This window comes from Acinetobacter zhairuonensis (assembly GCF_022601715.1).
In the GTDB taxonomy this organism is placed as follows: domain Bacteria; phylum Pseudomonadota; class Gammaproteobacteria; order Pseudomonadales; family Moraxellaceae; genus Acinetobacter.
The window spans coordinates 1-20,530 of the sequence record NZ_JAKVIM010000009.1 but is presented as its reverse complement, the minus strand read 5'-3'; the positions used below and the strand labels follow the sequence as shown (position 1 = coordinate 20,530).

The 20,530-nt window shown below is 40.7% G+C and carries 23 protein-coding genes and 1 pseudogene; 18 read left to right on the top strand and 6 right to left on the bottom strand.

Annotated features, from left to right (window positions below; genetic code table 11):
• Nucleotides 1-21: 21 nt before the first annotated feature.
• The gene (gene trhA / locus MKI85_RS08685) at nt 22-663 is read left to right on the top strand and encodes a PAQR family membrane homeostasis protein TrhA (RefSeq protein WP_241626886.1); all 642 of its coding nucleotides are present in this window, start codon (nt 22-24) and stop codon (nt 661-663) included.
• 144 nt (nt 664-807) lie between these two features.
• Nucleotides 808-2,118, top strand: coding sequence for an MFS transporter (locus tag MKI85_RS08680; protein ID WP_241626884.1), 1,311 nt, complete (start codon nt 808-810; stop codon nt 2,116-2,118).
• Between the two features lie 94 nt (nt 2,119-2,212).
• Here the strand turns inward: MKI85_RS08680 and MKI85_RS08675 are convergent, their stop codons facing one another.
• Nucleotides 2,213-3,226 carry a metallophosphoesterase gene (locus MKI85_RS08675; protein WP_413351301.1) on the bottom strand — a complete coding sequence of 338 codons (1,014 nt, stop codon included), beginning with the start codon at nt 3,224-3,226 and terminating at the stop codon, nt 2,213-2,215.
• A 100-nt stretch (nt 3,227-3,326) separates the two neighbouring features.
• On the opposite strand from MKI85_RS08675, the gene MKI85_RS08670 reads away from it, so the two are divergent.
• A complete protein-coding gene (locus MKI85_RS08670) occupies nt 3,327-4,958 on the top strand; it encodes a phospholipase D family protein (protein ID WP_241626882.1) in 1,632 nt (543 codons plus the stop codon).
• 19 nt (nt 4,959-4,977) lie between these two features.
• On the opposite strand, the gene MKI85_RS08665 is transcribed toward MKI85_RS08670, so the two are convergent.
• Nucleotides 4,978-5,811 carry a lysophospholipid acyltransferase family protein gene (locus tag MKI85_RS08665; protein ID WP_241626880.1) on the bottom strand — a complete coding sequence of 278 codons (834 nt, stop codon included), beginning with the start codon at nt 5,809-5,811 and terminating at the stop codon, nt 4,978-4,980.
• Between the two features lie 389 nt (nt 5,812-6,200).
• On the opposite strand from MKI85_RS08665, the gene hflX reads away from it, so the two are divergent.
• The 6 genes from hflX (at nt 6,201) to MKI85_RS08635 (ending at nt 10,472) form a co-directional block, all read left to right on the top strand.
• On the top strand, nt 6,201-7,532 hold the full coding sequence (hflX, locus tag MKI85_RS08660) for a ribosome rescue GTPase HflX (protein WP_241626878.1): 1,332 nt from the start codon (nt 6,201-6,203) through the stop codon (nt 7,530-7,532).
• A 48-nt stretch (nt 7,533-7,580) separates the two neighbouring features.
• The gene (locus tag MKI85_RS08655; RefSeq protein ID WP_241626877.1) at nt 7,581-7,952 is read left to right on the top strand and encodes a hypothetical protein; all 372 of its coding nucleotides are present in this window, start codon (nt 7,581-7,583) and stop codon (nt 7,950-7,952) included.
• A gap of 11 nt (nt 7,953-7,963) precedes the next feature.
• Nucleotides 7,964-8,638, top strand: coding sequence for an LrgB family protein (locus MKI85_RS08650; protein WP_241626874.1), 675 nt, complete (start codon nt 7,964-7,966; stop codon nt 8,636-8,638).
• A 90-nt stretch (nt 8,639-8,728) separates the two neighbouring features.
• The gene (locus tag MKI85_RS08645) at nt 8,729-9,175 is read left to right on the top strand and encodes a DUF2147 domain-containing protein (RefSeq protein WP_241626872.1); all 447 of its coding nucleotides are present in this window, start codon (nt 8,729-8,731) and stop codon (nt 9,173-9,175) included.
• A gap of 190 nt (nt 9,176-9,365) precedes the next feature.
• The gene (locus MKI85_RS08640; RefSeq protein WP_241626870.1) at nt 9,366-9,818 is read left to right on the top strand and encodes a DUF2147 domain-containing protein; all 453 of its coding nucleotides are present in this window, start codon (nt 9,366-9,368) and stop codon (nt 9,816-9,818) included.
• A gap of 210 nt (nt 9,819-10,028) precedes the next feature.
• A complete protein-coding gene (locus MKI85_RS08635; protein WP_413351713.1) occupies nt 10,029-10,472 on the top strand; it encodes a DUF2147 domain-containing protein in 444 nt (147 codons plus the stop codon).
• Nucleotides 10,473-10,504: 32 nt separating this feature from the next.
• On the opposite strand, the gene MKI85_RS08630 is transcribed toward MKI85_RS08635, so the two are convergent.
• From MKI85_RS08630 to pdxA, 3 genes are read right to left on the bottom strand one after another with little or no spacing between them, the layout of a single operon-like run.
• On the bottom strand, nt 10,505-11,344 hold the full coding sequence (locus MKI85_RS08630) for a symmetrical bis(5'-nucleosyl)-tetraphosphatase (protein ID WP_241626867.1): 840 nt from the start codon (nt 11,342-11,344) through the stop codon (nt 10,505-10,507).
• Between the two features lie 2 nt (nt 11,345-11,346).
• Nucleotides 11,347-12,156: a 16S rRNA (adenine(1518)-N(6)/adenine(1519)-N(6))-dimethyltransferase RsmA gene (gene rsmA, locus MKI85_RS08625; protein ID WP_241626865.1), complete on the bottom strand. Its 810-nt coding sequence runs from the start codon at nt 12,154-12,156 to the stop codon at nt 11,347-11,349.
• A gap of 33 nt (nt 12,157-12,189) precedes the next feature.
• On the bottom strand, nt 12,190-13,155 hold the full coding sequence (gene pdxA / locus MKI85_RS08620) for a 4-hydroxythreonine-4-phosphate dehydrogenase PdxA (RefSeq protein ID WP_241626863.1): 966 nt from the start codon (nt 13,153-13,155) through the stop codon (nt 12,190-12,192).
• 523 nt (nt 13,156-13,678) lie between these two features.
• Between pdxA and rplM the strand changes: the two genes are divergently transcribed.
• The 9 genes from rplM (at nt 13,679) to MKI85_RS08575 (ending at nt 19,247) form a co-directional block, all read left to right on the top strand.
• On the top strand, nt 13,679-14,107 hold the full coding sequence (rplM, locus tag MKI85_RS08615) for a 50S ribosomal protein L13 (RefSeq protein ID WP_004695096.1): 429 nt from the start codon (nt 13,679-13,681) through the stop codon (nt 14,105-14,107).
• A gap of 13 nt (nt 14,108-14,120) precedes the next feature.
• Nucleotides 14,121-14,507: a 30S ribosomal protein S9 gene (gene rpsI / locus MKI85_RS08610; RefSeq protein ID WP_068974925.1), complete on the top strand. Its 387-nt coding sequence runs from the start codon at nt 14,121-14,123 to the stop codon at nt 14,505-14,507.
• 193 nt (nt 14,508-14,700) lie between these two features.
• On the top strand, nt 14,701-15,351 hold the full coding sequence (locus MKI85_RS08605) for a glutathione S-transferase N-terminal domain-containing protein (RefSeq protein WP_100242123.1): 651 nt from the start codon (nt 14,701-14,703) through the stop codon (nt 15,349-15,351).
• A 14-nt stretch (nt 15,352-15,365) separates the two neighbouring features.
• Entirely contained in the window at nt 15,366-15,794 is a 429-nt protein-coding gene (locus MKI85_RS08600; protein ID WP_241626861.1) for a ClpXP protease specificity-enhancing factor, read from the top strand.
• Between the two features lie 17 nt (nt 15,795-15,811).
• Nucleotides 15,812-16,465, top strand: a complete 654-nt coding sequence (locus tag MKI85_RS08595; RefSeq protein WP_241626859.1) for a hypothetical protein — start codon at nt 15,812-15,814, stop codon at nt 16,463-16,465.
• A gap of 384 nt (nt 16,466-16,849) precedes the next feature.
• The gene (locus MKI85_RS08590) at nt 16,850-17,209 is read left to right on the top strand and encodes a roadblock/LC7 domain-containing protein (RefSeq protein WP_100242120.1); all 360 of its coding nucleotides are present in this window, start codon (nt 16,850-16,852) and stop codon (nt 17,207-17,209) included.
• An 88-nt stretch (nt 17,210-17,297) separates the two neighbouring features.
• Entirely contained in the window at nt 17,298-18,263 is a 966-nt protein-coding gene (locus MKI85_RS08585; RefSeq protein ID WP_241626856.1) for a hypothetical protein, read from the top strand.
• 9 nt (nt 18,264-18,272) lie between these two features.
• Nucleotides 18,273-18,821, top strand: coding sequence for a GTP-binding protein (locus tag MKI85_RS08580; RefSeq protein WP_241626854.1), 549 nt, complete (start codon nt 18,273-18,275; stop codon nt 18,819-18,821).
• 18 nt (nt 18,822-18,839) lie between these two features.
• A complete protein-coding gene (locus MKI85_RS08575) occupies nt 18,840-19,247 on the top strand; it encodes a roadblock/LC7 domain-containing protein (protein ID WP_241626852.1) in 408 nt (135 codons plus the stop codon).
• A 190-nt stretch (nt 19,248-19,437) separates the two neighbouring features.
• On the opposite strand, the pseudogene MKI85_RS08570 reads toward MKI85_RS08575, so the two are convergent.
• Nucleotides 19,438-19,581: pseudogene (locus MKI85_RS08570) on the bottom strand (ankyrin repeat domain-containing protein); the annotation flags it as partial.
• Nucleotides 19,582-20,530 lie beyond the last annotated feature (949 nt).

Below are 20,530 nucleotides of genomic sequence, written 5' to 3'. Positions count from 1 at the left end.
TTTTAATAAAAAGCATAATTTATGACGCTTCCCATAGTCCAAGACTATCATCATATGGAAGAACAGTTAAATGTCTGGAGCCATGCGCTAGGGGCAATACTGGCTTGCATTGCAACGGTACTGCTGATCATCAAAGGTGCGGATTTACACACTGGACAGTGGATAGGACTCTGGGTGTATGGCTTCAGCATGATCCTGTTATTTACAGGTTCAACCTTATACCACATGGCGAAAACACCCGATAAACGCTTCTGGTATAAAAAACTGGATCACACAGCCATTTATTACCTGATTGCAGGAACCTACACTCCATTCCTTTCTATTGCTATCCCGACCGAGAAAGCACACAACCTATTGATTGCGCTATGGGTGATTGCACTGATTGGAACACTATTCAAATTAATTTTCATTCATCGCTTTCAGAAGGTTTCCCTGATTGCATATTTAGTCATGGGTTGGCTGGCTGTATTATTAATGGATGATATGCAACATTATTTATCTGCCGATGCACTCTTTTGGCTAGTTTTTGGTGGTCTGGCTTATACCGTTGGAGCATTGTTTTATGCTCTAAAACGGGTAAGATATACCCATGCCATCTGGCATGTATTTGTACTAATAGGCGCAGGATCACATTTCCTCGCGATCTATTTGTACGTGATTTAATCTTCTCCTCTCGAGTTTTAGTGACCCTAAAAGAGTAGATGCGAGCTAGATTTTTCGTTGTTTTTTTAAGAAATTACGCCTTTTTTAAAAAGATTACGCTTTTAAAACTAAGTTTTTTTAATTTTAGTAAGTGTAAGGTTATCCATGGCGTCATCAACTACAGCTACATTAGAAGTAGCAACTAATTCAAAATTTCGTGTACTCACGGCAAGTCTTGTGGGTACCACTATCGAATTCTTCGATTTCTATATTTATGCCACTGCTGCGGTCATTATTTTTCCGCATCTGTTCTTCCCTGCAAGTACAGACCCTATGGCAGCCACCATTCAGTCACTGGCGACCTTTGCAATTGCCTTTATTGCACGTCCAATTGGTGCCGCACTGTTTGGACATCTCGGTGATCGGATTGGGCGGAAAGCCACTCTAGTCGCAGCCCTACTCACCATGGGCATTTCTACCGTCTGCATCGGCTTATTACCTACTTATGCCCAAATTGGTATTGTTGCACCTTTACTGCTAGCCCTTTGCCGTCTAGGTCAAGGTCTTGGTTTAGGCGGTGAATGGTCAGGTGCGGTGTTATTGGCAACTGAAAATGCGCCAGAAGGTAAACGTGCGTGGTATGGCATGTTCCCGCAACTCGGGGCTCCAATCGGCTTTATCTTGGCGACAGGTTCCTTCTTGACCCTTGGTGCATTCATGTCTGAACAGGACTTTATGCAATGGGGCTGGCGTATTCCATTTATTGCCAGTGCGGTTTTGGTGATTGTAGGACTTTGGATTCGTTTAAAACTGCATGAAACTCCTGCTTTCCAGAAAGTTCTGGATAAGCAAAAAGAAGTGAATGTACCTTTTAAAGAAGTCATGACCAAACATTTACCGATGTTGGTTTTAGGCACAATTGCAGCGATTTGTACCTTTGTGGTGTTCTATCTGACCACCGTATTTGCACTGAATTGGGGAACGACTCAACTCGGTTATTCACGTGCTGAATTTTTAGAAATGCAGCTGGTTGCAACACTCTGTTTCGCTGCCTTCATTCCCCTTTCTGCGGTATTGGCAGAAAAATTTGGTCGTAAAACAACCTCTATTGCTGTCTGTGTTCTGTCTGCATTATTTGGTTTAGTGTTCTCCAGTATGTTGGAATCTGGCAACAGCTTTGTGGTGTTCTTATTCTTATGTACAGGCTTAGCCATTATGGGCTTAACCTATGGACCGATCGGAACTGTATTGTCTGAAATTTTCCCAACCTCAGTACGCTATACAGGCTCTGCCCTTACCTTTAACTTGGCGGGTATTTTTGGTGCCTCATTTGCACCTTTGATTGCCACCAAACTGGCAACTACGTACGGTTTATATGCAGTGGGTTATTATCTAACTGCGGCATCGATCTTGTCACTATTGGCATTCCTTGCCATCCGTGAAACTAAAAATGATGATGTAAACAATCAAGTTTAATTTCTATCACACCCGATAATAACTACACACAACGGAAAGCCCTCAAGCATCGCTTGAGGGCTTTTTTTAGCACTTCATTTTGAACAAGAGTGGATTAAACCAACTCAATAATATCAATGGTCGGTGGCACTCGAAAACGGAATGGTACACCGACCATGCCTGTACCGACGGTGACAAACACATCCGCATGCTCGTGGTTATACAGTCCTTTTTTATGTCCAAGAATAGACACTTTTTTCATCACATAATCAGTTAACCACGGCAATTCCACTTGCCCACCATGCGTGTGTCCAGACAACATTAACGGGCGATTCGGTAGTTTTGGCACCATATCCACCGTATCGGGGTTATGTGACAAAATCACCCAAGGTTTGTCCTGTGGCAAATCCGGCATATAGCGCATATCCGCCTTGCCTGCCCACAAATCACCCACCCCAATCAGGCGAAATTCTTCAAACTCCACAATCTGACCTTCAATATCAATCACATCATTTACACTTAAAGCATGGCGGAGTAAGTCCTGAATTGGTGGCCCAGGATATTGCTCATCATGATTACCATAAACTGAATACACAGGTGCCTGAATGTTTTTTAACGGCGCCAATTCATCGGCTAAGGTATCTTCTGGTTCGTAGGTCCAATCCCCTGCTACAACCACCAAGTCAGGTTGCTGTTGATTGATTTTCTCGACAATAATTTTCAGTTGACGCTCATGCCCTGAAAATAAACCAATATGTAAATCGGCAACCAAGGCAATTTTCACGGGTTTCTGAATACGAGTACCAGCATCCAACTGATATTGTGTTGTTTTGATTAGTACACAATGTGGTTCGACAAAACGAGCATACAGCAGCAACAAACTCAGCAAGAACACAAAGCCCGCTTCATGTAGGGAATAGTAACCACTCCAGCCCGCATATACACTAAAGAGTGCCAAAGGCCACAATAGATAAGACAAATAAAAGGCAAGCAAATGTACAAAAGCTTTAAAGGGATGGATGGTTTCTGTATGCGACTGGCTATGCCAAGCCTGCGCAATCGCCCACAGTGCAATCAGCACGAAACTTGCATAAAAAATGTAAATCATTGAGTCATTCGTCAATATCATTACTCGCTCTACCAGTTACTAATTATCTATTTATATTTATCTTTTCATAGCTGACTATTATACTCAAACCAAATCTAGCGATTATAGTGCAATGAGTATAATGGGCCCGAGCAATCACGTTGTGCAACGTCAGTTGACTGTAATAAATAAGAAGACTTCAGCTAAAGCTGCCATTTTACTGTGTAGCAGTTTACTTTTAGGCTTGCCTGCATGCTCGACTCTTCCTCAATATACGCCACAACCTGTGGTCAATTCATTTGATATTGACACTTCTCATACATCTTTAGCCCAAATCATTGAACCCCTACGGGATCAAAATCCAGACTTAACAGGCTTTCATGTATTAAATGATCCACTAGAAGCACTGGCAGCACGGATTCACCTGATTGAACGTGCCGAAAAAACACTAGATTTACAATACTATATTTGGGATAACGACAAAATTGGCGCCATCGCCTTACATGCGATTATCAAAGCTGCAGACCGTGGTGTTAAAGTCCGCATGCTGATTGATGACAATAATGCTGGCAAGATGGAAGGCGTATATTTGGCATTGGCACAACATCGTAATATTGATGTCAAACTGTATAATCCTTACGGTTTTCGCGATTTTCGTGCCATGGATATTTTGCTCGATTTAAAACGCGTGAATCGGCGCATGCATAACAAGAGCTTTATTGCAGATAATCAGATTGCCCTGATTGGCGGACGCAATATGAGTAATCAATACTATAACGTCAGTGATCATTATCAGTTTTCTGATGTTGATGTGATGCTGGTCGGGACAGCTTCCGATCAAATCGCCTCCTCCTTCAATGATTACTGGAATGATAGTTATGCCTATCCTGTCGACCAAATTGTTGATCCGAAAAGATATACCTTGCGTTATGACGGCTTAAAGCAACAAGTCAACGATCACTATGCAGATGTCACAGTGCAAAACTACCTCGATTTGGCGAATCGCTCACATACTTTTGAAGAGTGGCTAAATCACAGCATTCAATTTGATTGGGTCAAAGCCGAAGTGGTCAAAGACTCTCCGAACAAGACCCGAGACCAAGCCAAGCCTGAAGATTATCTCAATCATCAATTGATCTCTCGCTTAGAAGCGCCGAATGAGAGTCTGGATATTGTGTCTGCTTATTTTGTGCCTGAAAAGAAAGGCGCAGATGTACTGGAAAAAATCTCGCAAAAAGGCGTACAAGTTCGTGTGCTGACCAACTCTTTCATCGCGAACGATGTGGCTTTAGTGCATGCCTTCTATGGCAAATATCGCCAAGATTTATTAGAAAATGGGGTGCAATTATATGAATTTCTTGCTGCACCTGAACAAGAAAACTGGTATCGCAATACTGAAGAACTTTCGCAAAAAGCAAAAATCAGCTTAAGAGGCTTAAGTCATTCCAGCTTACATGCCAAAATGCTGGCGATTGATGAAAACCAAGTCTTTATTGGTTCGTTTAATTTCGATCCGCGCTCTGCTTATCTGAACACCGAAATTGGGGTGATTCTCAATAGCCCACCTCTGGCAAAAGCTGTGCATGAAACCATGGACAAAAATCTATCCAAGTATGCCTATAAACTGGTTTTAGATGCCAACAATAATATTAACTGGCAGCTCACCCATCCAAATGGTGAAGTCAAAACCTTCACCAAAGAACCGAAAATGAAATGGTGGCACAAAGCAGGAATTAAGTTTATTTCATGGTTACCAGTAGAAGGCTTTATGTGATCCCTGAAAAAAGCAGCACTTAGACCAAAGCGCTGTTAGAAGAGGATTGAACGGTATGGAGTACACGCTGATGTAGCTGAACCAAGCCTGCATTCATTTCACGCTGTACCAGTGCCGTCAAACTATCGACTGTATGCCCTTCAGTATGAATCATCGGTAAAGTAAGAAGATGTGCGGTCACTTTCGGCATTTCCAACACATTTTTAATATGATCAATAAAGGTAATATTGCCAATAAACGGCGCAATCATGTCCAGCTCGCCTTGTTGATTCACATAACAAATGATACAGATCTGCACTGGGCGTTGCGCTTCAATCGCAGCCCCTAAAATACGCCCATGTACTTTTTTAATGCGTGTACCATCAGATGTGGTTGCTTCAGGAAAAAACAATACTGGAATATCTTGCTTGAGAAATGCAGTAATTTGTTCACGAATCTTAATTGAATCCCCTGAACCACGCTTAATAAACAAAGTTCCGCCCGCTTTCGCCAGCTTGCCAAAGACTGGCCATTTTTCAATTTCAGCTTTTGCCAAAAAGAAAACCCGCGCACCCGAGCCTAATACTGCAATATCTAGCCAAGAAATGTGATTACTCACCCACAGCGCAGGATCATACGGAATAGTACCGTGCACTTCTACGTCGATATTGAAAACCTTGCACAACTGGCGGCAAAAATACTGCACGTAGCGAGTATTGTTGGCATTGTTCGGATCTTTATATAGACCATGTCGGGCAACCAGATAAAAGCCTTCCGAAACTACACCAAAACCCGCACTGAGCTTACGACCATACAAAAACAGCTTAGAAATTGGATTCAATGAAGACGTTTGAGCAGCTGAATTTTCTTTCATAAATTTTTTACTAACCAGCAAAACGATTAATGTCTGTTGATGAACTTTGCTCCATTCTATACTGTTCAATCTGCATGTGCATTGATTATAAAAACCGAATATTAGCATTACAAAATCCAATTTTAATTCATCTCTCAACGCGCTTATGATGATTCTGTAAGCATCAAAATTGATAGGTGAACCAGATGCATACTCATACACCACATCGAAAATCAAAACATCATCACTGGCTGCATATGCTGCAATTGATCGTTGGCTTTAGCATCTTGTATTTCGCGGTCATCATTCTGTTTGCAAAATTGTTCGCAGCCACTCGATAACTCGACTAATCTCAAGCATCTCTGCCCTTTTTCCACTAGAATAGAATTTTAAAGTGGAGAAATGGCTGAGTGGCAAATTTACAACGACATCAAGGTGGTGAACGCATTATTCTGGTCAGTGTTTCTGTGCAAATGCTGGAAAATCTTGATGCCGAAGAATTCAATTTGCTGGCTCAATCTGCGGGCGCCGAAATTTTGGCACATCTGCAAGCACAACGTGTTAAACCAGATGCCAAACTCTTTATCGGTTCAGGCAAGGCTGAAGAAATTGCCGAACTGGTTTCCGAGCATGAAGCCGAGCTGGTAATTTTCGATCATGCGCTGACGCCTGCCCAAGCACGTAATCTGGAACAGATCTTGAAATGCCGTGTAGTGGATCGCAACGAACTGATTCTGGATATTTTTGCGCAACGTGCGCGTACCTTTGAAGGTAAATTGCAAGTCGAATTGGCCCAGTTACAGCATTTAGCCTCTCGTTTAATTCGAAGCCGCGGTACCTTAGACAGTCAAAAAGGCGGGATCGGCTTACGTGGTCCAGGTGAAACCCTGCTTGAAACTGACCGTCGTTTACTCAAAATCCGTATGGGCCAACTTAAAGCCAAACTGGATAAAGTTCGACAAACCCGTCTGCAAGGTCGTGTTGCCCGTCAAAAAGCAGCAGTTCCAACTGTATCCTTAGTGGGTTATACCAATGCTGGAAAATCCACGCTGTTTAATGTCCTCGCCAATAGCGATGTCTATGCTGCCGACCAGCTGTTTGCTACCCTAGACCCTACTTTACGCCGCCTGTCTTGGGAAGGTATCGGTACAGTTGTGTTAGCCGATACTGTTGGTTTTGTCCGAAATCTCTCTCATTCTTTAGTCGAATCTTTTAAAGCTACCTTAGAAGAAACAGTGGAAGCCACCCTGCTCTTGCATGTGATTGATTCTAGTAGTCCAGACATGCTGGAACAGATTGAAGCCGTTGAAAAAGTTTTAAAAGAAATTGGGGCAGATGTACCTGTACTTCGGGTCTATAACAAAATTGACCAGAGTGGTGAAGAAGCCAAAATCATGTATAGCCAGCCGAATTGCCCTGAACGTGTTTACGTCTCTGCCCATACGGGACAAGGCATAGCGCTGTTACAACAAGCGGTACATGAATGCCTGATGGGACAGATTCAAAACTTTGAATTAACGCTGCTACCTGCTTATGGCAAATTACGCACTCAACTGTATGCACTCAATGTTATTCAATCCGAACATTATGATGATCAAGGTCATTTACATCTCACTGTGAAAATTGCACCAGCCAAATTAGAACAACTCATTCGACAAGCACATTTACCACTCGATCAAATTCTTGGTGAGAAAGCAAGCATGTTTGAGAGAACTCTTGAGGAGTTTGAAATCAAGCCCTAAATCGGTTAAAACGTGATGAGTAAAATTTATTAATGTAATGACTAAATCATGGATTGGATAAAAAATACGGATTGGCCAGCATGGGTTGGCACACTGGGCTTAATTGTCGGATTTCGAGAGTGTGCCGTATGGATGATGACTCAGTTCAATCATCCTGAACTCGGCAACCTGATGGGCTTAATCAGTTTACTAATCCTGCTGTTAATCTGGCGTAAGTTCCGCAAAGTACCTGCTCGTCTGGTCGATACCAATAATAAAATCATGAAAGAAAGTGCCTTTGCTTTTTTGCCGATTAGTGCTGGCTCTTTGTTGATGCTGGTGCATATGGGCAGCGAGATTCCTTTATTTCTAGTAGTTCTGGTGGTCAGTACACTCCTTCCGCTCTGGATTTACGCCAAAATGGCAAAGCACTGGCTATAAGGAATCATTACATGTTTGCAGTTCTATCTGGATTTCTCATTACGCTGGTTGCCTATCTTTGTGCCAAGCCGATTAATAAAAAAATCCCGCAGGTGCCTGTCATCGTGATCGGCATGTTTTTCGTGATTGGCTTGCTGTTTTTATTCGGTGTGCCTTATGAGTCCTATATGACTCAAACCAATACTATTTTCAGTCATTTATTGGGCTATGTCACGGTTGCTCTGGCCATTCCTTTGGCTGCCATGCGCTATGATGATTTACCGCCTAAGGCGATTGTCGGTATCTTGGTGTTCGCCAGTATCAGTGCTGTTGCCTTGCCGATGGGTTTGGCCTATCTATTACATATGGCTGATTCGACCATCATGGCATTTGCCACCCGTGCCGTCACCACCCCCATTGCGATTAATATTGCCACTTTATTGCACGCACCAGTCACGTTAGTCATTCTGATTGTCATTTTATCTGGGGTGATTGGCGCTGCTTTTTCTCCGCTTATTTTACGTCACATAAATGATGAACGTGCCTCGGGACTTGCGCTAGGTCTTGCTGCTCATGCAATTGGCACGGCGCAAGCTTGGCAACGTGGAAGTGTGGCAGGACGATATGCTGCATTTGGCATGGCAGTAAATGCTGTTTTCACTGCAATTTGGCTGCCAACTTTCATACTTTACCTGCAAAATATGTGACCAACAAAACATTCTAAAGGTTGTTTTGTACAGCAAACATGCCTAAGATAGTTTTGGTTTAGTCAATAAGTCAGTAAAAAGGAATTTATGATGGGGAAAGCTAAATTAGTTGGCGCACTTGTTTTTTCTGCTTTGAGTAGCATGGCTTTTGCAGAAGATATTTCAGGGACATGGAAAAATATTGATGATAAAACAGGCTCATCAAAAGCCGTTCTAGAAATTCGTCAGGAAACCAATGGCACTTATACCGCCAAAGTGGTGAAGGTGACACCGCGCCCAGGTTATACACCGAAAGATACTTGTATCGCCTGCCCTGCACCTTATACCAACAAGCCAATTTTAGGCATGGATGTCCTGAAAGGTTTAAAGCATGAAGATGGCTTAAATTATACAGGTGGCAAAATTATTGACCCGCTTTCAGGGAAAATTTATAGCACCAAAGCCAAGATGAGTGCCAACGGCAAGCGTTTAACTTTACGCGGATATGTCGGTGTTTCTGCGCTAGGACGTAGCCAGACCTGGATTCGCCAAGAATAAGAAATTCAATCCATTTAAACCGCCGAAGAGGCGGTTTTTTTTATGGCTAAACTTCCCATCTTCAGCTTTCAAGAAAATTGACTCTATAGTTTACTAAATCTTAACCTTTTCATTGAGATACACGATAAAGTGAATGTACATATCCCAGCGATATAACAATGTATAAGGTTTTTACATCAACAGGGAATACATGAAAAAAATCATCTCTTTCAGCTTTTTCACAGGTTTAGTCATCGCAAGCACAGCCGCTCTAGCGCAAGATATTTCGGGGACTTGGCAACAAATTGACGATAAAACAGGTTCACCCAAGGCCGTGATTGAAATTCGTAAAGAATCTAACAATACCTTTACCGGCAAAATTGTCAAAATTACCCCACGCCCAGGCTATACCCCGCGTGAACGTTGTAATAATTGTCCCGCTCCTTACACCAATCAACCAATTTTAGGCATGGAAATTCTAAAAGGGCTGAAACAGGTAGAAGGTACCTCAAGCTATGAAAAAGGGCGCGTGATCGACCCACTTTCAGGTAAATTCTATGATGCCAAAATGAAATTAAATGCATCAGGCAAACGTCTGTCGTTAAGAGCCTATATGGGCGTTTCTGCGCTAGGACGCAATCAGACTTGGTTAAGAATCGACTAGCACTTCAGCTTATACGGCATTGGGCTGATCTGGCTCAATCCGTATGCAAAAAACTCTAAAAGATACTAAAAATAAAAGTAAAACCCAATAAACTCAACAGTTTCCAATTGAGCAGTTTTCTCATTGCTGTACCGCTAAAACTTACATAGCATATTTTTTATAAGGATATAACAACTTCAATTATTTCTAATGGATAGAAAAATGAGAAAAATGCTCTCTTGCATGTTTATTTTCGGTTCAATGCTGACTGCAAACCCTGTTTTTGCCAAAGACATTGCAGGCATTTGGCAGCATATTGATGATAAGTCAGGTAGTCCTCAAGCCACCATCGAAATTAAGAAAGAAGCCAATAATACCTATTCAGGTACGGTCATTAACTTGATTAAACGCCCGGGTCATACCCCCTCAGCAAATTGCGTAAATTGCCCTGCCCCCTATACCAATCAACCGATTTTAGGGATGATGGTCTTAAAGGGTTTAAAAAATATTGAAGGCACTTCTAGCTATAATGGCGGGCGCGTAATCGACCCACTAAATGGTCAAATTTATGATGCCAAAATGAAACTCAATCCTTCAGGAAAACGTTTATCACTACGCGCCTATATGGGCGCCTCCATATTGGGACGTAACCAGACTTGGGTAAGAATCCAGTAAGATTAAAAAAGCCACGTAACCGTGGCTTTTTTTCAGTGCATCATGGGATTGTCGACTGCAAACAATTGCCGATCTTCTAAACGATACGCCATTAATTGATTACCCCAAACACAGCCACCATCTACATTTTGAATCTGTGGATGTACACTCTTACCTTGTAGTGCCGCCCAATGCCCAAAAATCACTTGGTGGGTTTGTGCCGCTTGCGATTCAAACTCAAACCAAGGCTGAAAACCTTCAGGCATAGGATCATCTAACGAATCTTTAAAGCTAAATTCCAAGCGCCCTTCAGCATTGGTTAAACGCATACGGGTCAAATAATTGGTAATACAGCGTAAGCGATCATGTCCTGTCAGATCATCCGACCACAGATCAGGTTGCGTGCCATACATCTCTTGTAAAAATGCATCCATCACAGCAAAATCTTCATGACCAATGACTGCTTCAACTTCTTTGGCAAGTGCAGCGGTCTGCTCAGCCGACCAAATACATGGGATACCCGCATGGGTCAAAATGGTCTGTTCATTTGGAAATAAACATAAAGGCTGCTTACGTAACCAGTCAATTAAATCATCACTATCAATGGCATCAATCACATCACGGGTGTGATCTTTATCTTTAATTTTTTTGAGACCACGTGCACCAGCCAATAGGGTTAAATCATGATTCCCTAAGACTGTCGCGGCTGCGCCACGTTCCACCAATTTCTTGATGAAACGCAATGCACCAATCGAGTTCTCACCACGCGCCACTAAGTCACCCGCAAACCAGATAAAATCTTGGTCGGGATCAAACTGAATCGACTTGAGTAATGCCTTCAAGGCTTCAAAACATCCTTGAACATCACCAATCACATAATTGTAGCGCGCCATGCTTACACCATTTGATCTGCTAAAGCGACAAACTGAGCTAGACTCAGCGTTTCAGGACGTGCCATTGGGTCGATACCTGCTTGCTCAAAACCATCTTCACGTAACATGCCTTTTAAGCTGTTGCGTAAGGTTTTACGACGTTGGGTAAACACGTGAGCCACTAAACGAGCCAAAGCTTTTTCATCTTTTGCAATAATTGGCTTGGTTGCATACGGCTCTAAACGGAATACAGCTGAGGTCACTTTCGGTGGTGGATTAAATGAGCCTGGTGGCACTTCAAACAAAAAAGTGGGTTTACAGTAATACTGAATCATCACCGATAAACGCCCATATTCTTTAGTATTTGGTGATGCAGTAATACGGTCTACCACTTCTTTTTGCAGCATAAAATGCATGTCTTTAATTTTGTCGCCAAATTCCAAGAGATGAAATAACAATGGTGTTGAAATATTATATGGCAGGTTACCTACTACACGGAGCGGGCGACCTTCTACAAACAGTTCAGTAAAGTCGTATTTCAAAGCATCAGTTTCAACAATAGTCAAACGTTCTGGATGAGGCACACGCCCTGGTAAACCTGCAGCCAAATCTCGGTCCAACTCTACCACCGTCAATGCATCACACTCACCAATTAAAGGTGATGTCAGTGCCGCTAATCCAGGTCCAATTTCAACAATATTATCCCCAGAACGCGGATTGACTGAACGTACAATTTTCGCAATCACACGTTGGTCATGTAAAAAGTTTTGACCGAAACGCTTACGCGTGTGATGCCCTTCATCTTTAGGGTTTAAGGCATTAATCTGATACATAGACATTTCCAACGTGTAAATAAGACAAGATCATTAACGCGCTAAATCTAGCGCCAAGTCCACAGCAACATGTAAGCTTGAGCTTTTTGCAAGCCCTGTGCCTGCAAGGGAGAGTGCTGTGCCATGATCTACAGAAGTACGAATAAAAGGTAAGCCCAAAGTAATATTGATGGCTTCACCAAAGCCTTGTGATTTTAACACAGGTAAGCCTTGATCGTGATACATCGCTAAAACCGCATCGGCATCTTTTAGGTTTTCTGGGGTAAATAAGGTATCGGCAGGTAGGCTTAAACTCAGATTAATCCCTTGAGCACGATAGCTTTCCAGTACAGGATTTATCACCTCAATTTCTTCCATTCCCAAATAACCGCCCTCGCCTGCATGCGGGTTTAAACCACAGACCAGTACCTTCGGCTGACTGATCTTAAATTTAGTCTTTAAATCATGCAGCAGAATATCAATCACTTGATGCAAGCGTTGAGCCGTAATCGCATCAGCGACTGCTCTCAAAGGTAGATGTGTAGTTGCCAAAGCCACTCGCAAGGTTTTAGTCGCCAGCATCATCACGACCCGCTCGACACCCGCAAACTCTTGGTAATATTCAGTATGTCCACTGAACGCAATACCTGCATCATTAATCACTGACTTTTGTACTGGTGCAGTCGCCACCCCGACACTTTGACCCGACATGGCATAATCTGCTGAGCGTCTTAACTGTTCGAGCACATAAGCAGAATTATTCGGATTCAACACACCGTCTATCACAGGCTCATGTAGGGCGACATGTTCAACAAAGAGTTGCCCTAAAGCAGAGGATTGCGCTTGCCCTGTATAAGCAATCAACTCCACTTCTAGCTTTAACAGGACTGCACGTTGCTGCAGTAAGTTCAGATCCGCCAGAACAACAATAGGGCGTTCATCCACACGGTTTGCCAGACTTAAACAGATATCTGGACCAATTCCAGCTGGTTCACCACTTGTGACATATAGCGGAAGCATGATTCACCTAAACCACATTATTTTGAATAAGGGTATTTTACTGAATTTATAACTGGAATACCGTTACTTCTTCTATTTATTCAGGTAATTCCTGTTGCAGATCACATTGATTTGATTGTGACTATCCTTTTGAAAGCCTAAAATCCAACAAATCTCACACTTAAAATTTATGTAAAAAACGGACTGGATGGATAGAAACAAGGTTTACTGAGCGATAAATGCTGATCTGCATCACTCATTGCGGAAATTACACGAAGCAATCTCTATAAAAGAGATAACATATCCATCTGTTTTTATTATTTTTAAATCAATTCATTTTTCTTTGATTGAATGTCTACATAAATACAAGAAAATGATCGAATTACTGAGAAAACACTGGTCAAAAATAAACACTTCCTCTATAATACAGCGCTTGAAATTCATATTTTCATTTGTGATTCTGGGCGACTTCGTTTAGAATCGCGTCTCCTTTTGTTTGGACAGATTCCATAGTCCAAACCAACTATAATAGGTAGTGGTTTAAATGAAAACTCTCAGCGCTAAGCCTGCTGAAGTTCAACACGACTGGTACGTTGTTGACGCTTCTGGCAAAACTTTAGGTCGCCTTGCGACTGAAATCGCTCGTCGTTTACGCGGTAAGCACAAGACTTCTTATACTCCTCACGTTGACACTGGCGACTACATCGTTGTTATCAATGCTGAAGAAATTCAAGTGACTGGTAAAAAAGCACTTGATAAAAAATACTATCGCCACACTGGCTTCCCTGGTGGTATCCGTGAGACTAACTTTGAAAAGTTAATCGCTCACAAACCAGAAGCAGTTTTAGAAAAAGCTGTTAAAGGTATGTTACCAAAAGGTCCTCTTGGTTATGCAATGATCAAGAAAATGAAAGTGTATGCAGGTACTGAGCATCCACACGCTGCTCAACAGCCACAAGTTTTGGACATCTAAGGGATAACAGCACATGGCTACTAATTATGGTACAGGTCGCCGTAAGACCGCAACTGCACGTGTTTTCCTATCTGCTGGTACTGGCAAACTCGTAATCAACAATCGTACTCTTGAGCAATATTTCGGTCGTGAAACTGCTCGTATGGTTGTTCGTCAACCTTTAGAGCTTCTTGAAGCTACTGAGAAATATGACCTTTACATCACTGTTGCTGGTGGTGGTATCGGTGGTCAAGCTGGCGCAATCCGTCACGGTATTACTCGTGCACTGATCGCTGCTGACGAAACTTTAAAACCTGCTCTTCGTCAAGCTGGTTTCGTTACTCGTGATGCTCGTGAAGTTGAACGTAAGAAACTTGGTTTACGTAAAGCTCGTAAACGTCCTCAATTCTCTAAACGTTAATTCGTTTACCGAATCGGACAAAAAGCCTTGGTTTATCCAAGGCTTTTTTATTGGCGTAGTATTTATAATCGATGACAACTACATAGTTTCCATCGCTTGCTACACAACAAAAATGTTATCATCACTTCTAAGCCAAATAACTTGCGCTTATAACACGCTCATTTTCTAATTATTCACTCGGCTTTGTGGGATTATGTCTGTCGAAAATACGCCACTCCAAGGAATTACCCTCTATAGTCATGCAGATGACTTCCGTTCCCATTGGATTCGTTACGTCCTTGCCGAAAAACAAATCAAATTTAATCTGATCTTGCTTGATTATGAGGATGAGGATCTTGCGAGCTTAAATCCCTATCATCAGCTTCCAATGTTGATCGAAAATGATCTAAAATTATTCAATACCAATATTATTTCTGAATATTTAGACGATCGCTACCGTCAAAATAAACTCTATGCCGATGCACCTGCACCGCGTGCAGAACAGCGCCAATATATCTGGCGCTTTGAACAAGACTGGCTCAAACTTGCCGATATTATGCTGCGCCATCCCGATACCCTAAATAAGAATGAACAGCATAAAGCTCAGAAAAAACTCAGAGATACCCTGATCTCTTTGACCCCTCTCTTCCAGCACTATCCGTATTTTATGTCGGATAACTTTACAATTTTAGATTGTATGTTGGCACCAATTTTCTTACGGTTAGATTCTATGGGTATCGAGCTACCCCATAAGTTGTGCCGTCCGATCTTGTTGTATTGCCAACGTATCTTCCAACGTCCTGCATTCATCAAATCCCTGACCCTGCAGGAAAAAAATCGCTATAGCAAATTTTTATCGATATAACCGAGTAATGGATAATGTCTGAACAGGAAATTAAATTAAGCCCAACACGCCCTTATTTGGCACGTGCCATTTATGAATGGATCTGTGATAACAACTTAACCCCTTATTTACTGGTCGATGCAACTCAGCCAAATACTCGGGTGCCTGAACAATTCATTCAAGATGGTCAGATTGTATTGAATATAGTGCCGCATGCGGTCCACCAGCTGCATATGAGTAACGATGCGATTACCTTCTCTGCACGTTTTGGTGGTGTATCTCGTGATATTTATGTGCCACTATATGCAGTATTAGGCATCTATGCACGTGAAAATGGGCAAGGCTTATTTTTTGACCCGAATGAATATGAAAATATTCAAATTCAGCAAGATGATTTAAAATCTGAACCTGAACAAAACGAAGAACAACCCAAGAAAAAGCCAAGCTTGAGGTTATTAGACTAGAACAAGAGGAAGTAATAATGGCTTTTGACTTAGTACAATATTTTGCAGAGCAAATTCACATTCAAAAGCCTGAGCTTCTGAATCAGTATGATCCAAGTGAGCGTAAATCTCATTTGCTTGAAATCAACACGCTGAGTCTGGGTAAGCTAATCACCTTATGGCGTACCGATGAAAATAAACTCTACCAAGAAATTCAATCGCAAGATCAACTCTATGTAGTCGATATTGCGCGCCACCTCACAACGTCTGACCAAAATCACTCTAAACTGACCAAGCCTGAATTTGAACACACCATGACTGAGGTATTGTCTCTACAATTGGCAGAGCTTAAACAATTGGATGATACAGGTAATTATGGCATCAAAGGCTTACGTGAATTGATCACAGGTCAAGTTGAACATTTATCTGGACAAGCTGAGGACTGGATCTGGTCAACAAATGAACTAACAGAACTCAAAGGCTCTAAACCGATCCCTGAAGAAGAGATATCATTAGAGGAGACTATGAAGGAGTTTAATCAAATGGTTCATCAAAATGCAGTAGAACACCATGAACAAGTAGCTGAAGTTGAAAAAACAGCAGTGCCGACTTGGGCAAAAGTTTTAGAGCCAGTGGTGGCTTTGGCAATTCTATGGGTACTTTATTCAGCAGCGACCCAAATGTTTGCTTAATCCCTAATACATGAAGATGATTCACTCGCAATCATCTTCATTTCTACCTAAAAATAAGAATTAACGCTCAAATATTCATCAACAATTCTAATTTACACACAGTTTAATTTTGATTACACGATAAAATTTACACAATGTTACATTTTCCTTACCCTCAGATTCTGACCATCAGATTTATATGCTTATTCATATTTCCATCTTCAATACGAGAATAGGGTCACATTAAAGTTGAGTGAAACCATCTGATTTTTACAAAAACTGTCCCCTCACTTTAACAGCAAAAATAATTTAGATTGATAATATTTTGCAGCCATTCATATAATCAAATTGACTTGATACCAAGTTAAAACAATCAAAATTTTAAAAAAACATAAGAGAATCAATATGGCTAGAGTATCATTAGAGGCATTATCGAATATCGATGGTTTCCATGCAGCAGCATTAGTTGATGGAGAAAGCGGTTTAGCATTGGCAACACAAGGTGGAGGAGATATTGACCTTGAGTTGGCTGCTGCAGGCAATACAGAGGTTGTGCGTTCAAAACGTCGAGTGGCAAATGCCCTGAATTTGAATGACAGCATTGAAGACATATTGATCACTCTGGGTAAGCAGTACCATTTGATCCGTCCACTGGAAGGGAATGAAAAACTGTTCTTGTATCTTGTTCTAGAACGTTCAAAGGCGAATTTAGCCATGGCGCGTCATGAACTGAAAAGCTATGAAAAAGGGTTAGATTTTGCATAATTGACCCTCCCCTTTGACTGGTTTATCTAGCCAAGGGGGAACCTGGCCTGATTTATGATTTTTAACTTGTAAGACGTGTAGAGATAGTATGACTGAGCAATATCTTAATATTGCGATAACTGGCTTAAGTATTCATCATTCAGAGGAGCTTAAAACCCAGCTACGTAATCTCATTCCACAACAGTATGAAATTAAATGGAGTACAGCAGCTGATCCCACCATTGACTGCTTATTCATCCATGAAAATTTCTACGACACTGACGGCATTCAAAAAATTATCCAAAGCCGAAACTTTCCTTGGCTTAAAATCACAAAAAATACAGCCAATGAAAATTTAATAAAGGAAAACACTTTATCTCTACCTATCGTTAATCCTCAGAGTTTTTCTGACTGGATATTACAGCATCTGCTGAACGCCAATATTACAGAACATCATGAACAATTCTTTGAAGTGAACCCAAAGAAAACACCCTATAAACTCGAATACTTTAACAAGATGCTCGACAAAGAGCGTCATTCCAAACTCCATTTGTTTGATACCCTCGGCACGATTGCCATTATTGATGTGCAAAACAATATTGCATGGTTAAACACTGAAAGAGAACAAGCTTTTACTGATTCAGGTTTTGACTATGACATTGCCAGTACCAGTAGCTTTATGAAAGTATCACGCAAACAAGCCTATATTCTCAGTGACTGGCTCTGGCAATTTTTTTGGGATTCCCCATTATTCTTAAAAGAAATGGCACCTGAAGATGGGCATTTCAAAATACATATGTGGCCAAAACCTCCGCTTGATGCAGATCGAAAGATTATCTTCCAACTTTCAAGCTGCTTTATTCAAGGAGGGAAAGTTTCAAAAATAGCCACTCAACTCAACATTCCATTAGAAACAGTGCAGCGATTTATTGCTGCGAATATTGCGACCAATAATATTTCCAAAATCAATATTTGGGATAAGCACTTTAATCCACCAGAAGCTCCAGCAGCGACCGAAGATACAGGATTGATTAAAAGTTTCTTTGGAAAATTAAGAAAAAAATTGGGGATATAGGAAAATATTATGATTTTACAACGGTTTAAAATTGTATTTGCAGGGGGTATGGGAGCTGGTAAAACTGAAGCCATAAAATCATTATCAGAAATTCCAGTACTACATACAGAAGCATTTAACACCGACTCAGAACGCCATAGTAAGATGGAGACAACTGTTGGTATTGATTATGGCGAAATCACTATAGAGGATAATGTCACCATTGGACTCTATGGGACCCCAGGACAAAGTCGTTTTGACTTTATTTGGTCAGCGATTACCAAAGGGGCGATTGGCGCTGTCATCTTAATTGATCATCATTCCGATCATCCTATTCAAGAACTAGAAAGCTACTTGGAGAGCTTTCAGAACTTCACCGACAACATTGCCATTGGGATTACACATACTGATCTGATCTCGGAGTCCGCAAAATCTACTGGTATTTATAAAGACTGGTTGTTGCAGCATGAATTATTTGCCCCACTGTTCTTTATTGATGCACGTAAAAAAGATGATGTTTTGCTGTTGTTAGAAGCACTCATTACTTCAATTGAAGTTAACTCCAATATTGCCAATTAACCATCATAAAGGTTTTATATGTTTACTTTAGAGCAAAGCCGCACCGCACCCAAAGAGTTAATTCAATTTGCCAAAGAGGAAATGCAAGACCTGCTCATGAATGTTCGTGGTGTTAATTACGTCATGCTCTGTAGCACAGATGGTTTTGAATTAGAGCACGTGCATAAAAAGGATAGTTATAATAGCACTAAACTTGCAGCAGTCAGCAGTTCAATCTTGGCAATGGTTGCAGCATTTATGAATGAAATTCACTTAGAAGGCTGTCAGTCCATCACTTTAGATGCAGATAATGGTAAAGCCATCCTCACCTCGATTCCTTCAAGTAAACACCCATTGATTATTGTGACCTTAACTGAGAAAGATGTTTTACTTGGTCAGCTACTCTACTCGCTCAAGACAGCCAGTAGCCGCATTTCTAATTTCTGATATATGTTAAAGAGAATTAAAAGCTGAATTTAAAGAAGCCTCATCTAAATGATAGGGCTTCTTTGTATTAGTAATTTTTGCAGATTATTAAAGACATTTAAAATTTAAAACCACATTAATATATGCTGCCTTTTATGCTTACTATAGTGCAGTCAGTTGTCCTTGTTAGGAGTTAGTCCCATTTATCAAATAACTTCATTGTTGCCAAATCATCGCCCTCAGCCGCACACTCCAACATGCTATAACCTTCATCATCAGCTTGGTTTAGATCCGCATGCTCTAATAATAATTGCTCAACTTATTCAACATCAACAAGAGATGCTAAATAGACCAGCTCAGGAAATGAGGAGAAAGATTTAAGTCACAAATAAGTAGCTCAAGTTTTAAGAATCACACTGTAATTAAAAAAATAATGTTTTTATTGTTCCAGCAAATGTTATAGAACCTAAAATTAACGTTACAACCCAATGTTCTTTAGCTAATTCTATTAAAACTATAGGATGGATACCATTTTTATCCATTCAATTAGCTTCAGTTTTCAGAGAACCATCTAAAGTCCTCTCAAGTAAGTTAGACATGATATCTACTTATCGCAAAGTAGATGGATGAAGTTTTATATATTCTTGATTTTGAGATGCTAAAACCTCCTCTTTACCGTTTAGCATATCTTTAGCCTTAATAGAGTTAATTTGACAAATCGTATGTAACCACCCATGTTTACCATGAGATAAATATTAAATATTATATATTTATCAATAATTTAGCCAAATCTATTTTTCTATCGTCTTCTACGATATAAAGCTTCCCACCTAATACTTTATAACGGTGTTCAATAGCTTGAAATCCAAAATTAATATTTCTCATATTCCAATGAATATAATTATTTACTCAATGGGCTTCTAAATACTCAAAAAATTCTTTTAGCATCCCTATTTCTAAATCATTATAAGTGTCAGCAATCATTTCAAATTTTATTTTCTTTTGCTCAGCTATTTTATGAATTGAAAAAGAATGTGTTTGATTTGTTGTTCAATTAGCAATTGAAGTAATTCTAGGAGTACGAGCATCTTGAATGTCATAAAAGACTCACAAGAATAATGGATTACAAAATAGTTTTATCTTTTCTCACTTATCTCTTTTAATGTTTTCTTAGCATCATTACGTCTTTAAACGAGAGTGAAGCGTGGGGATTTTTTGATAGGCAATAAAAAACACCCCCTTCTTAGTAGAAGGGGGTGTTTTTAGAATTAATGAGCTGGCGATGACTTACTCTCACATGGGTA

Coding starts and splice junctions, on each gene's coding strand:
- MKI85_RS08595 (WP_241626859.1), top strand. CDS start 15,812: ATGGCTTTTGACTTAGTACAATATTTTGCAGAGCAAATTCACATTCAA.
- rsmA (WP_241626865.1), bottom strand. CDS start 12,156: ATGTATCAGATTAATGCCTTAAACCCTAAAGATGAAGGGCATCACACG.
- MKI85_RS08645 (WP_241626872.1), top strand. CDS start 8,729: ATGGGGAAAGCTAAATTAGTTGGCGCACTTGTTTTTTCTGCTTTGAGT.
- MKI85_RS08665 (WP_241626880.1), bottom strand. CDS start 5,811: ATGAAAGAAAATTCAGCTGCTCAAACGTCTTCATTGAATCCAATTTCT.
- MKI85_RS08580 (WP_241626854.1), top strand. CDS start 18,273: ATGATTTTACAACGGTTTAAAATTGTATTTGCAGGGGGTATGGGAGCT.
- rpsI (WP_068974925.1), top strand. CDS start 14,121: ATGGCTACTAATTATGGTACAGGTCGCCGTAAGACCGCAACTGCACGT.
- MKI85_RS08635 (WP_413351713.1), top strand. CDS start 10,029: ATGCTCTCTTGCATGTTTATTTTCGGTTCAATGCTGACTGCAAACCCT.
- rplM (WP_004695096.1), top strand. CDS start 13,679: ATGAAAACTCTCAGCGCTAAGCCTGCTGAAGTTCAACACGACTGGTAC.
- MKI85_RS08590 (WP_100242120.1), top strand. CDS start 16,850: ATGGCTAGAGTATCATTAGAGGCATTATCGAATATCGATGGTTTCCAT.
- MKI85_RS08600 (WP_241626861.1), top strand. CDS start 15,366: ATGTCTGAACAGGAAATTAAATTAAGCCCAACACGCCCTTATTTGGCA.
- MKI85_RS08575 (WP_241626852.1), top strand. CDS start 18,840: ATGTTTACTTTAGAGCAAAGCCGCACCGCACCCAAAGAGTTAATTCAA.
- MKI85_RS08650 (WP_241626874.1), top strand. CDS start 7,964: ATGTTTGCAGTTCTATCTGGATTTCTCATTACGCTGGTTGCCTATCTT.
- MKI85_RS08675 (WP_413351301.1), bottom strand. CDS start 3,226: ATGATATTGACGAATGACTCAATGATTTACATTTTTTATGCAAGTTTC.
- MKI85_RS08640 (WP_241626870.1), top strand. CDS start 9,366: ATGAAAAAAATCATCTCTTTCAGCTTTTTCACAGGTTTAGTCATCGCA.
- pdxA (WP_241626863.1), bottom strand. CDS start 13,155: ATGCTTCCGCTATATGTCACAAGTGGTGAACCAGCTGGAATTGGTCCA.
- MKI85_RS08680 (WP_241626884.1), top strand. CDS start 808: ATGGCGTCATCAACTACAGCTACATTAGAAGTAGCAACTAATTCAAAA.
- MKI85_RS08655 (WP_241626877.1), top strand. CDS start 7,581: ATGGATTGGATAAAAAATACGGATTGGCCAGCATGGGTTGGCACACTG.
- MKI85_RS08630 (WP_241626867.1), bottom strand. CDS start 11,344: ATGGCGCGCTACAATTATGTGATTGGTGATGTTCAAGGATGTTTTGAA.
- MKI85_RS08605 (WP_100242123.1), top strand. CDS start 14,701: ATGTCTGTCGAAAATACGCCACTCCAAGGAATTACCCTCTATAGTCAT.
- trhA (WP_241626886.1), top strand. CDS start 22: ATGACGCTTCCCATAGTCCAAGACTATCATCATATGGAAGAACAGTTA.
- MKI85_RS08585 (WP_241626856.1), top strand. CDS start 17,298: ATGACTGAGCAATATCTTAATATTGCGATAACTGGCTTAAGTATTCAT.
- MKI85_RS08670 (WP_241626882.1), top strand. CDS start 3,327: ATGGGCCCGAGCAATCACGTTGTGCAACGTCAGTTGACTGTAATAAAT.